A 12,774-nucleotide genomic window follows, 5' to 3' on the forward strand; every position below is an offset into this window, starting at 1 on the left:
TCCTTAGATTTCAAAACCGACAGGTTAGGTGACTGTGTCCCATCCCGCACTTAATCGAACAGCACCGTTTATAATTCCGACCATTGAATAGGTCTGCGGGAAGTTGCCCCACAGTTCTCCGGTCGCAGGGGTCGTATCTTCTGACAAGAGCCCGACATGGTTCCGGCAAGACAGCATTGTTTCGTAAATATCGCGCGCTTCTTCTTTCCTCCCGATCCGGGCTAGTGCGTCAATGTACCAGAAAGTACAGATATTGAAGGCGTTTTCGGGCGCGCCAAAATCGTCGGCAGCGTGGTAGCGGAACAGATGGTTTCCACGACGAAGGCTCGCACCAATCTTGTCAACCGTCGCAATAAACCGCGGATCGTTTGCAGGCAGAAATCCGACCTCCGCCATCAACAAAAGGCTGGCATCAAGGTCGGCTCCCTCGAAACTTTCAACAAATGCGCCTACGTCTTCGTTCCAGCCCCGCTTGCAGATCACCGAGTGAATTTCGCTTGCCCGTTCTTGCCAATAGTCTGCCCGGTCCTGCAGGCCAAACTGCTTGGCGATTTTGGCAAGCCTGTCGCACGCAGCCCAGCACATCAACGACGACGAAGTGTGAACGCGGGCGCGGGTTCGAAGTTCCCACATCCCTGCATCCGGTTGATCGTGCATGGCATAAGCCCGCTCGCCAACCTGCTCAAGCCGCTTGAAGTCCTCAAGACCCGGTTGATGCAGCAGGCGCCTGTCGAAATAGGCCTGCGCAGCGCCTAAAACAATATTGCCATACACATCGTGCTGAAAGTGTTCATAGGCCTGGTTCCCAACCCGGACAGGACCATTGCCGCGATAACCTGGTAAATCAACGATCTCTTCGACGAGCTTTTCTTCCATACCAATGCCGAACAGCGGCTGTACATGCCCACCGTCCGTGATCGCCGCTATGTTGTTCAGGTAGCGGAGATAATTCTCCATAGTCTCCATCTCAGAGAGGGAATTTAGAGCGCGGATAACAAAAAACGCATCACGCAGCCAGCAATAGCGGTAGTCCCAGTTGCGCTCGGTCTTGTCGGCCTCCGGTACAGATGTCGTCGCCGCAGCTATAATCGCGCCGGTTTCTTCATAGGTGCACAGTTTAAGAGTGATCGCCGCCCGGATCACAGCCTCCTGATATTCTAGGGGCAGTGACAACCGACGGGTCCAGTGCCGCCAATAGGTTTCCGTATTTTCTTCGAAGTCACGGCAAACACGTTCTGGATGGTCTGTCAGTGATTCATCCGGACCTATGTAAAAAGACAACGAGCCATCGAGGAGAAATGGTGTTTCGTTGCGCACAAAGGTGACCGATGCATTGGTGGTCATGCGCAGTGCCATACCATTGCCCACCCAACGGACATGGTTAGATCCAAACGTCATGTCCGGAACCCGCTGGCCCCAAGCGAACCGCGGCCGACACCGAACCCTGATCCGGGGGTGCCCGGACAAAGGCCGGACCCGGCGCACAATGCCATTCGGGCGGAACATGCGTCCCTTTGTCGTGAACCGCGGAGCGAAGTCCGTGATCTCGATCGCATTGCCCTGGCCATCGAACACCCGTGTTTTCACAATCGCCGTGTTTTGAACGTATTCCTGTTCAGACCGGACAGCGCCGTTTAGCTCAATCGCAAAAGCGCCATCGCCTTCCTCACCGTTTGTGCCGAGCAAGGCATGGAACACAGGATCACCGTCAAACCGTGGCAGGCAACACCATTGGATTGCCCCCATTTTGTCGATTAAGCCTGCGATCGAACAATTGCCGATCATTGCAAGGTCCAGCGACTGCTGCTGAGAAATTGGCGATGTCCAACCCATATGAAACATTTTCTCCGAAGGGTGAGTGATTACTTTTTTGCCAGCCATTCGTATACGGCGGCAACATCTTGTAGGCGATACCGGGCGCACGTCGGGCCAGCACCAACCTTGATGCCATAGCCCCCTGCTTGCTCAGCAGCGGCCATGCCATCTTCATCTGTGACGTCGTCGCCAACAAATATCGGTGTTTTTCCCCTGAACGGCAGGATTTTCATGAAATCCTGCACCGCTTTTCCTTTGTCTCGCGCCTTTGGCTTGGCCTCGACAACCATTTTACCTTCAACAAGATGGAGGGCCGGGAATTTCTTAACGAGCTGCCCCATCAGAGCCCTAACGTCCGGCTCCCGAACCGGGGCGGCGCGATAGTGCACCGCAAAAGCAGCATCCTTGTCTTCCAGCAAAATGTCTTCCCCGATCAAGCCGGAGCTCAGCACTAGCTCCTTCAGCTTAAGAAGACCGATATCGGGTGTATCACGTTCAACAATTCCCTCTTGCTCCCACCGGTGCTGCAAACCGTGGAGTCCGGCGGCCGGAAACTTGCAGGGCGCGAGAAACGCATCGATTTCATCGATCGGACGGCCGGAAACAATAGCGACGGCGCCTTCCAACTGGTCCAGCCAGTTTCGCAAAACGACAGGTGTTCCCGCAGGCACCGCAACATCTTCTGGCCTAGGAGCAAGCTCCACGAGCGTTCCATCAAAATCCAGAAACAACGCGATATTGGTAGAAAGCGGCGGAACACCCATGTTTTCGATCTTCTTGACAGCACGCCACGAAATTTTCTGAGTCCAAACTTATTGAGAACCCGATATCAAGAAAAAATTTAGCCCTCAAAAAAAATAGTTCGGGAAACTGAAAAGCAGAAATCAATCAGGTATTTTCCCGGAGGCGTCCGCATTGGCACCGATAAGATTTAACAGTTTGTCAGAAACCCGTTTCCTTTAAAGCGGGATATAAACGACGCCACCGCCCGTAAGCATCTTGGTAGTGCGCACTGAGCGCGCGATCAGGCTCAATTGTTCGCGATGTATTAGGGGGAGAAAATACCTCGGCCAAACTGGCGCCAGAAGCCGCCATTGCAAGACGTGCAGCTCCAAGTGCAGCACCAAGATTTACACCAGAAAGAACGTGAATTGGAATACCCATTGCATTCGCGATAATTCTGACCCAGCCGATTGATCTGGAGCCCCCGCCGACGGCAACAAGCTGGTCTACCTGCGTTCCAGCCCGTTTGAGAGCTTCAAGGCAATCCTTGAGAGCAAAAGCAACACCGTCCATAACCGCGTGAACAAGCTCCGTTTCTGTGCTGTCATGCGATAGGCCCAAAAAACCCGCGCGAATATCGACATCATTGTGAGGTGTTCGTTCACCTGCAAGATACGGAAGGAACATGCTTCTAGCCGGATTGGATATCAAACCGACTTCATCTGCCAGATCACTTGCGCTGCGCCTCAATACTCCGGCGAGCCAATTCAGGCTGTCCGCTGCAGACAGCACGACGCCCATTTGATGCCAGGTTTCAGGCAGTGCGTGACAGAACGCGTGTACACCGCCGCTGACATTTGGAGAAAAACGGTCATTGGCAACAAAAACAACGCCCGAAGTCCCCAAAGACACAAACCCCTGCCCGTCCTGTGCAGCACCTATACCGCAAGCCGCAGCTGCGTTGTCACTGGCCCCTCCGGCCACTATCGGCGCGGACCGAAAGCCCCATTCTTGGCAGAGATCCGGCCTCAAGCGTCCTGTCTCGTCAGTTCCTTCCGCCAACTCGGGCATGTGTTCCGCAGTCAATCCTGTGGCTTCCAGCAAGCTGTTGCACCAGGCCCGCTTTTTGATGTCCAGCCAAAGCGTTCCCGAGCTGTCAGACATATCACTGGCATATTCCCCAGTCAGTTTAAACCGAACGTAGTCTTTTGGCAGAAGGACCTTTTTGATCTTTTCGAAAACAAGGGGCTCATTCTCGCGAACCCATTGCAACTTTGGCGCAGTGAACCCCGGCATAAGACGATTTCCGCCTATTGAATTAAAGCCAGGTTCTGCGAGTTCGAGCGCTTTCGCTTGAGAAGCGGAACGTCCGTCATTCCAAAGGATGCATGGCCGAAGCGACTTGCCATCTGCGCCGATCAGGGTGGCGCCGTGCATTTGCCCAGACAATCCAATCGCCTTGACTGCGGCCAGTTCCTTTGGATGGTTTTTTTTCAGGGCATCAAACGCGGTGCAGACTGCGTGCCACCAGTCCTCAGGGTCTTGTTCGGACCAACCCGGTGCGGGTCTATCAATTGAAAGGGAAATACTGTGCGCGGCCACGGGTACTTGCTCGTGATTGATCAGAAGGACTTTGATCGAACTGGTCCCCATGTCTATTCCAACAAACATATTCCACTCCAAGAATCGGCCCCCGCCGGTCAAACGCGGCTCAGGAACCGTACCGGTTGCCCGTCCCTTTCAACAGTGCGAGCATAGAAGACACAAAAATCGGGTGAACAGCCATCAAAGAAGCTTTGCCATTGCCCAACGCCCGAACAAATTAGGGGGAGGACGCTGACGTGGCGTATGACGGTATATGAGGGGGCGCGGAAGTCAGGACCGGGTTCGTGAACAAAACCGCGCCGGTATTTTACGAGCGCTTCGGCGCAACACCTCAGCGGCACGTGTAGACATTTGCCGTCAGACTGGACTAAGCCCAGCAACTGTCACTGCCATCACCTCCGAACTTCTCCATCAAGGTCTTATTATCGGCAGTGATGAAGATCTCCCGGGCGAGCAAAACACACGCGGGCGTCCGCGGGCGTTGCTGTCCATAAACCCAGATTTTGGCTCTTTCCTACTTGCACGCATTTTACCCGACAGCTTTGGCTTGGCTCTGGTCGATTTTGCCGGCAATACCAAAGCGAGTAAGGTCGAGAAATTCTTGCTGCATGATGTCAAACGGCTTGGATTCCTAAATTACTTTACCGCCAAGATTTCAAGTTTTCTTGCCCATTCGGACCATCCAGCAGACCTCATTCGGGAAATCAATGTTGCCTTCCCAGGGGTAGTCCAAACCGACGAGGGGGTTGTATCCTGGAGCCCGTTTTCACCCGATCAAGCTCTGCCCGTGTCAAAAACCCTACAAGAACGTTTCGGTTGTCCAAGTTTTGTTTCCAACGACACCAACATGGTTGCTGCAGCTCTGCACTGGAAGGAGCCTGAAAAGTACCGTCAGAATTTTGCAGTGGTTTTATTGGACAAAGGACTCGGCATGGCCTTGTTCTTGGACGGTAAACTCTACAGCGGCGCCAATGGCATGGCCGGTGAGCTAGGGCATTGCTGCCATATTCCGGAGGGAGCACTTTGCCGCTGCGGGCGCCAAGGATGTCTGGAAGCCTATCTAGGAAGTTATGCGCTTTTCCGTCAGGCGTCAAACCTGCCTCAAAACACGCTGCCCCAAGATATTGTAGAACCGGATGGCTTTGTTGAGAGTCTGATCAGGCAAGCGGAAACCGGTCATCCGGAGACATTGTCTCTGTTTGAGCGCGCGGGCGTGAATCTCGGAATTGGCATCGGCAGGCTAAAAGCCATTCTTGATCCTGATGCCTTCGTCGTAACCGGCACTTCTGCTCAAGCGATGCCTTTCATGAAAGGTGGCATTGAAAAGGCCCTCGCCCAAACTTTACCGCCAGGCCTGAACCAATCGCTCGTTGTGGATGTTCTACCCTGGGATACAGACTACGTGTTTAAGGGGCTTCTTGCTTCTACGATAGAGAGGCTAGACTATAGCAAGATGTCCTTCTCATTGGCACGCTCGACCATTCGCAATCAGGGTCTTAAGGAAAATGCGAGCTAAAGGGATTCGCGCATGTACGGCAGGAAGCGCATGAGGGATTCGGGCTGATGACATGGTTATTTTCACACACGCATGCTGACGAGCCAGCCGTCAAAATTCCGGAGATTGGCCTTGAGATGCGGGTCCGCCTGGATCCTGCATGGAATGACGGTCAAATGACAATCATCGAAACCAACAATGCGCCGGGGTTTGGTCCACCGCTGCATCGTCATCGTGAAACCGAGATATTTCACGTCCTGAATGGCGCCTATCTCTACGAGGTTGATGGCCGGCGATTTACCGCACGTACGGGAGACGTTGTGACCATTCCAGGAGGCTGTGCGCATGCGTTTCGTAATGAAACCGATGCGATCGCGAGCCAGCTGGTGATCATTTGTCCCGGCCTCGACGCGACCGGCTTTTTCACGGGGCTGGCCGATGTCATGAAAGGTGGCCACTTGGATAAAAAGACGCTGAATTCATTCAGCAAGAAATGGCAAATCGAGTTTCTTGGTCCACCGATTTAAACAAATGTGCTCATTTATGACAGCTGCCTACATTTTAATCTGGCGCGTCCATGGCCCTAACGTATTGGCGATAAATATCAATATAATATGAGTTTTTTTATCCGATTTTCTCGGGCTGGAAAAATATTTGACTAATTGTTCAAATTTTTTTCCAATGAGACCCGGCAGCTTCTTCACCAAAGGAAAGAAGTACCAACAAAAAAGATCGCCAGTCCTTCCGGAGGTCACCAATGACCGAGACAAACACTATGCCCGACATCAAAGCGGGCCGACTTGATGAGTCCGAGTACGAAAAACATTTCAGCGACCTGCATCCCCTGCTCGATCAGCATGAAGCAACCGTCGAAGCGGACCGCTGCTACTTCTGCTACGACGCGCCCTGCGTTCAGGCCTGCCCGACGAGCATCGATATCCCGCAGTTCATCCGTCAGATCTCGACCGGCAACCCGACCGGGTCAGCCAAGACGATCTTCGATCAGAACATCTTAGGTGGCATGTGCGCCCGGGTCTGCCCGACAGAAACCTTGTGCGAACAAGTCTGTGTGCGCGAAGTTGCCGAAGGCAAGCCGGTGAAGATCGGACAGCTTCAGCGCTACGCGACCGATCATTACATGTCGGGAAACGACACCACGCCCTACACCCGCAAGGCCGCAACCGGCAAGAAGATCGCGGTGATTGGCGCGGGTCCCGCCGGTCTTGCCTGCGCCCATGCGCTGGCGGTCGAGGGGCACGACATCGACATCTTTGAGGCCCGTGAAAAGGCCGGTGGCCTCAACGAATATGGCATCGCCACCTACAAGACCGTGGACGACTACGCGGCGAAAGAAGTCGATTTCATCCTGTCCATCGGCGGCATCACGCTGAAAACCGGCGAAAAACTGGGCGAGACCATTCACCTTGCCGATTTGCGCACGGCCTATGACGCGGTGTTCCTCGGCATGGGGCTTGCCGGTGTGAACGGCCTCGGGCTGGAAAACGAGGCCAAGGACGGCGTGCTGGACGCGGTCGATTACATCGCCGACCTGCGCCAGGTGAAAAACTATGCGGACTTGCCCGTCGGCCGCCGCGTGGTGGTCATTGGCGGCGGCATGACAGCCGTGGACATCGCTGTCCAGACCAAGCGGCTCGGGGCGGAAGACGTCACCATTGCATACCGCCGCGGCCAGGAGCGGATGAACGCCAGCGAGTATGAGCAGCAGCTCGCTCAGACAAACGGCGTCAAGATCATGACCTGGGCACAACCGAAGGCGCTGGTCGCCGAAAACGGGCATATTTCAGCCATCGATCTGGAGCGCACAAAGGACGATAACGGTTCTCTGGTGGGCACCGGGGAAGTTGTCCGGCTTTCCGCCGACATGGTGTTCAAGGCCGTCGGCCAGACGCTTGTTCCGGCAGACCTCAACGGCTCCGGTCCCAACATCCAGATCGAGAAGGGCCGGATCGTGGTCGACGCGGACCGCAAGACCAGTCTGGAAGACGTCTGGGCGGGCGGGGACTGCATCCTGGGCGGCGAGGACCTGACGGTTGCCGCTGTCGAGGACGGCAAGATCGCCGCGGCCTCGATCCACCGCGCCCTCAGCGCCTGACCGGTTGAAACGAAGGAGATCCCGTCATGGTTGATCTGCGCACAGACTTTATCGGAATCAAATCCCCCAACCCGTTCTGGCTCGCCTCCGCGCCGCCAACGGACAAGGAGTACAATGTTGTCCGCGCCTTTCAGGCCGGCTGGGGCGGCGTTGTCTGGAAAACGCTCGGCGAAGACCCGGCGGTCGTCAATGTGAACGGCCCGCGTTACGGCGCCATTCACGGCAAGGACCGGCAGCTGATCGGGTTCAACAACATCGAGCTCATCACCGACCGGCCGCTGGAGGTCAATCTCCAGGAAATCAAGAAGGTAAAGCGTGACTGGCCGGACCGGGCCATGGTCGTCTCACTGATGGTTCCCTGCGAGGAACAGAACTGGATCGACGTTCTCAAGAAGGTCGAGGATACGGAAGCCGACGGCATCGAGCTGAACTTCGGCTGCCCGCATGGCATGAGCGAACGCGGCATGGGCTCGGCCGTTGGCCAGGTGCCCGAATATATCGAGATGGTCACCCGCTGGTGCAAGAAGCACACGCGCATGCCCGTCATCGTGAAGCTGACGCCGAACATCACGGACATCCGCAAGCCGGCCCAGGCGGCCAAGAATGGCGGCGCCGACGCGGTCTCCCTGATCAACACGATCAACTCGATCGTCGGCGTTGATCTGGATGCCATGGCGCCGACCCCGACCGTCGACGGCAAGGGCGCCCATGGCGGCTATTGCGGCCCGGCCGTCAAGCCAATCGCGCTTAATATGGTTGCCGAAATCACCCGCGATCCGGCCACCCATGGCTTGCCGGTCTCCGGGATCGGCGGCGTGACGACCTGGCGCGATGCAGCCGAGTTCATGGCGCTTGGCGCGGGCAACGTGCAGGTCTGCACCGCGGCCATGACCTATGGCTTCAAGGTGGTCCAGGAAATGATCGAGGGCCTCAAGGACTGGATGGAGGGTGCGGGCTACACCTCAACCGACCAGTTCATCGGCAAGGCCGTGCCGAACTGCTCGGACTGGCAGCACCTGAACCTCAACTACATCGCGAAGGCCAAGATCAATCAGGACCTGTGCATCAGCTGCGGCCGCTGTCACATTGCCTGTGAGGACACGTCCCACCAGGCGATCACAAACATGGTCGACGGCGTGCGCAAGTTCGAGGTGATCGACGCGGAGTGCGTGGGCTGTAACCTGTGTGTGAGTGTCTGCCCGGTCGAGGACTGCATAACGATGGAGCCGATGGCGGCCGGCGAGATCGATCCGCGCACCGGAAAGCGCGTCGATCCAACCTACGCCAACTGGACAACCCATCCGAACAACCCGATGGCGGTCACCGAAGCCGCTGAGTAGGTAACAGCTTCCAGGAGAACGTACGCTACGCGCAGCCGGTTCGCCGGCTGCGCATTTTTTTTTGGCTGGCCCGGCCCCTTGCTTTTTCAAGGGCTGCCATTAGCGTGCTCACAGACAGAAGGATTACCGGGGCCGCCATGCAGACAGACCGCACACTTCTCGCCGCTTCCGTCGGGCTTTGTGCCGTTATCGGCATTTGGGGCGTCATCGATCCGGCGAGCCTCCTGACCACAGCCAAGGAGATCGTCGACCAGTATTTCATCAGCCGCGGCTGGTTCGTGATGCTGTCCGTGACGACCATGCTGCTGTTCTGCGGCTGGCTGGCCTTCTCCAGGTTCGGCGACATCCGGCTGGGGGACGACACCGACCGGCCCGAATATTCCACGCCCACCTGGATCGCGATGCTGTTTGCGGCCGGGATGGGCGTCGGACTCCTTTTTTGGGCCGTGGCCGAACCGCTGACCCATTTCTACGTCATCAGCGAAGCCGTTCCGGACGCCATCGCGGCCGAGCAGGCTCTGCTTGCAACCAATTTCAATTGGGGCATCCACGCCTGGGCCATCTACGGGACAACGGCGCTGGCGATTGCCTATTTCAGCTACCGGCGCGGCACACCGATGCTGGTCAGCGCGCCGTTGAAAAACCTGTTTCCCGGCGAACGCTGGGCTACCGCAATCGGCTGGATTTCTGATTTCATGGCGATCGCCGCGATCGCCATCGGCGTTGGCGGGTCGGTGGCCATGGGCGTCTATCAGGTGGCGGACGGATTGACGGTTCTGGGCGGCGGACAGACCACCCAGACATGGCTGCTATGGGCCGTGTTCGCGGTGATGGTGCTCGCCTATATCCCGCCCCTTCTGGTCGATCTCGGCAGTGGCATGGCGAAACTTTCCAACATCGCCATGCTGACGGCCATCGCCCTGGTCGCCTACACAATAGTCCTCGGACCGACCGAGTACCTGATGAACTCGGTTGTCAGCGGAATTGGCGTTTATGTTGCCGATGTCCTGCCGCGCGGCTTGCAGACCTTCACCTTCTTCGGTACCGAGGCCAACCAGTGGTTCAGGGACTGGACCTTGACCTACATGGTCTGGTGGATCGCATGGGGCCCGTTTGTCGGCGTGTTCATCGCCCGGATTTCCAGGGGACGCACCATCCGCGAATTCGTCCTCGGCGTGCTCCTGGGGCCGACGCTGTTTTCGACGATCTGGTTCGGTGCGTTCGGCGGGGTGGGATTGTATGAAACGCTCAACGGCACCGGGGAGCTGCTCGCCATGACCCAAACCAATGTGGAGCGGATGACCTTTGCCCTGCTCGACCGGTTGCCCTTTGCCTTCCTCACGACGCTGGCCACGGTCATTGCCGCATTCCTCTTCATCGTGACAAGCGTTGTCAGCGCCGCCTTCGTCCTCGGCATGTTTTCAAGCGGCGGTGACCAAAATCCGAGCACAAAGGTCCGTCTCATCTGGGGCGGCCTGATCGGGATGCTTGGCGCGGCCATGATCCTATCGGGATCGGCACAAGCCATGAAGACCCTGATCGCTCTTGGCGCCCTGCCTTTCGTCTTTATCACGGTCATGCTTCTGGCCTGCCTGATCCGGGCGCTGATGCTGGATGCACGCAAGGAGGCTGGCCATGCTGCTGGGTGATCCTGTCGATACGCTGATGAATCTCGGAACCTTTGCCTTTATCGGGTTTGTGTTCTGGATCCTGGTCCGGCCCGGGCCATCTGGCGCAGCGCCGCCGGATGATCCCGCCGGCGAATGAAAAAAGCCGCCCCGGAGGGCGGCTTGGCCGGCCGGAATGACCCTGCTTCACGCAAGGGCGTTACATCTTGTCGGTCACGACCGTTGTGGTGGCTCCTTCCGGCGCCTTGGTGATCACCGGGTCGGACCCGCCTGCCAGCAATGTGTCGACCGTGCGCTGATAGGCGTCCATGTCCAGAACTCCGGAGGATCCGTCGACCAGCTTGTTGATCTCCCCGACCATGCGAACCTGGTGCTTTTCGGTCTGCGCCCCGGTCGCATCGTTCTCAAGAACAATGTCCGCTGCTTCTTCCGGATTTTCGGCCGCATAGGCCCAGCCCTTCATCGAAGCGCGCACAAAACGGGCAAACTTGTCGACCATCGCCGGGTCTTCAAGGCTGGATTCAAGAACATACAAACCATCCTCCAGCGTCGCGACACCCTGATCCTCATATTTGAAAACAATGAGTTCCTCGGCCGGAATCCCCGCGTCAATGACCTGCCAGTATTCATTGTAGGTCATCGTCGAGATGCAGTCGGCCTGTTTTTGCAAAAGCGGATCGACGTTGAAGCCCTGCTTGAGCACGGTCACGCCGCCGTCACTTCCATCGGTCGGGATCCCAAGCTGGCTCATCCACGAGAGGAACGGATATTCATTGCCAAAGAACCAGACACCAAGGGTCTTGCCCTTGAAATCTTCCGGCGAGGTGATGCCGGTTTCCTTCCGGCAGGTCAGCATCATGCCGGACTTTTGAAATGGCTGCGCGATGTTGACAAGCGGCACGCCCTTTTCACGCGAGGCCAAAGCGGACGGCATCCAGTCGATGATGACATCGGCACCGCCGCCGGCGATCACCTGAGGCGGTGCGATATCCGGCCCACCCGGCTTGATCGTGACATCAAGGCCCTCTTCTTCATAGAAGCCTTTGTCGGCAGCGACGTAATATCCCGCAAATTGCCCCTGGGTGACCCATTTCAATTGCAAGGTCAGTTCATCAACTGCTAGTGCCGCACCACTGAAAATGTTCAGTGCAAACGCAGCTGCTAGCCCCGCTTTCAAAATTCTACTCACTGCTGTTCCCCTCATTTTAGTCCGAACTCAACGCTCGGACGAATTGCCAAGGTCACCGGACCGCACAATGGCGACCACGGTGATAGACGAACGGTACAAGCAGGCGTTTGTTCTTCGGATGATCTGCCTGACCATTTGGTCAATAAATCGTAGAAAAATGCCGTTGGATTGGTCAAGCTGATTTTTTAATCATTCGAATTCCTCGGAATTCGGTTTGAATTTGACGTACAGCCTCGGAACATATGAAAGATCCACAGCTTCCTGTTTCATAGCTACTAGAAGCATCTTCCGTTCTCTTATTATTTCTGAGTTTTTGATGGCGTTTATAGGCGCGTCTGGTTTCTGGTTCCCGCGAGGAGGCAAGCAGGAGGGTTCGGTATGTGTAGTGCTTTTAGGGTTTTATGGTTTTCCGCTTTGTTTTTGTGCCTCGGCGTTTGATTGTCGGTCTGCGTTTGGGCGGTGGTGGGTTTGGAGTTTATAGGCGTTGGCCAACAAAAAAACCCGGCATGAAGCCGGGCTGTTTTTAGGTTTCGGGATCCTGATTTGTCTTTTTTGGCGTTCTGCGTCGGGCGCAGCGCTCCTTGATGGGGCGCGCTGAGGGTCTGACCAATATCCCCGGCCCGAATACACAAAAGGCCGCCCTTTTTGGCGGCCATTTTTGTATTTGGTTGCGGGAGCAGGATTTGAACCTGCGACCTTCAGGTTATGAGCCTGACGAGCTACCGGGCTGCTCCATCCCGCGTTAAGGTGGAGGCTATCGTTGAAGAGGTGTGCTGATGGGTTTGCACACTTTGATTGAAGAGATGCACTCAAGTAGGCGTTAGCCGATCGTGCACTGAAGTGTCCAAATTGCGCTTTGCAGGCCT

At 56.3% G+C, this 12,774-nt stretch carries 10 protein-coding genes, 1 tRNA gene and 1 pseudogene; 7 read left to right on the forward strand and 5 right to left on the reverse strand.

The window, feature by feature from the left end; genetic code table 11:
- Positions 1-24: 24 nt before the first annotated feature.
- From JM93_RS12630 to xylB, 3 genes are all read right to left on the reverse strand, one after another.
- Positions 25-1,833, reverse strand: coding sequence for a glycoside hydrolase family 15 protein (locus tag JM93_RS12630; protein WP_145343864.1), 1,809 nt, complete (start codon positions 1,831-1,833; stop codon positions 25-27).
- Positions 1,834-1,862: 29 nt separating this feature from the next.
- On the reverse strand, positions 1,863-2,579 hold the full coding sequence (otsB, locus tag JM93_RS12635) for a trehalose-phosphatase (RefSeq protein WP_145343865.1): 717 nt from the start codon (positions 2,577-2,579) through the stop codon (positions 1,863-1,865).
- 178 nt (positions 2,580-2,757) lie between these two features.
- Complete coding sequence (gene xylB / locus JM93_RS12640) at positions 2,758-4,209, reverse strand: xylulokinase (RefSeq protein WP_145343867.1); 1,452 nt, start codon at positions 4,207-4,209, stop codon at positions 2,758-2,760.
- Between the two features lie 187 nt (positions 4,210-4,396).
- Between xylB and JM93_RS22410 the strand changes: the two are divergent.
- The 7 genes and pseudogenes from JM93_RS22410 to JM93_RS22275 all read left to right on the forward strand — a co-directional run.
- Positions 4,397-4,555 (forward strand): annotated as a pseudogene (locus JM93_RS22410) (winged helix-turn-helix transcriptional regulator); the annotation flags it as partial.
- 135 nt (positions 4,556-4,690) lie between these two features.
- Entirely contained in the window at positions 4,691-5,659 is a 969-nt protein-coding gene (locus JM93_RS12645) for an ROK family protein (protein ID WP_244300825.1), read from the forward strand.
- Between the two features lie 47 nt (positions 5,660-5,706).
- Complete coding sequence (locus tag JM93_RS12650; protein ID WP_145343871.1) at positions 5,707-6,165, forward strand: cupin domain-containing protein; 459 nt, start codon at positions 5,707-5,709, stop codon at positions 6,163-6,165.
- 230 nt (positions 6,166-6,395) lie between these two features.
- Positions 6,396-7,751, forward strand: coding sequence for an NAD(P)-dependent oxidoreductase (locus JM93_RS12655; RefSeq protein WP_145343873.1), 1,356 nt, complete (start codon positions 6,396-6,398; stop codon positions 7,749-7,751).
- A 26-nt stretch (positions 7,752-7,777) separates the two neighbouring features.
- Positions 7,778-9,091 (forward strand): NAD-dependent dihydropyrimidine dehydrogenase subunit PreA, encoded by a 1,314-nt coding sequence (gene preA, locus JM93_RS12660; RefSeq protein ID WP_145343875.1) that lies wholly within the window; start codon positions 7,778-7,780, stop codon positions 9,089-9,091.
- A gap of 137 nt (positions 9,092-9,228) precedes the next feature.
- Positions 9,229-10,740 carry a BCCT family transporter gene (locus JM93_RS12665; protein WP_145343877.1) on the forward strand — a complete coding sequence of 504 codons (1,512 nt, stop codon included), beginning with the start codon at positions 9,229-9,231 and terminating at the stop codon, positions 10,738-10,740.
- Positions 10,727-10,858 (forward strand): hypothetical protein, encoded by a 132-nt coding sequence (locus JM93_RS22275; RefSeq protein ID WP_280114422.1) that lies wholly within the window; start codon positions 10,727-10,729, stop codon positions 10,856-10,858. The genes JM93_RS12665 and JM93_RS22275 overlap by 14 nt, the downstream gene beginning before the upstream one ends.
- 60 nt (positions 10,859-10,918) lie before the next feature.
- Here JM93_RS22275 and JM93_RS12670 read toward each other — a convergent pair whose 3' ends face one another.
- Together JM93_RS12670 and JM93_RS12675 are read right to left on the reverse strand one after the other, a co-directional pair.
- A complete protein-coding gene (locus JM93_RS12670; RefSeq protein WP_425280825.1) occupies positions 10,919-11,899 on the reverse strand; it encodes an ABC transporter substrate-binding protein in 981 nt (326 codons plus the stop codon).
- 674 nt (positions 11,900-12,573) lie between these two features.
- Positions 12,574-12,650: transfer RNA gene (locus JM93_RS12675), tRNA-Met, on the reverse strand.
- Between the last annotated feature and the right edge of the window lie 124 nt (positions 12,651-12,774).

Source organism: Roseibium hamelinense (assembly GCF_007830545.1).
Taxonomy (GTDB): Bacteria; Pseudomonadota; Alphaproteobacteria; order Rhizobiales; family Stappiaceae; genus Roseibium; species Roseibium hamelinense.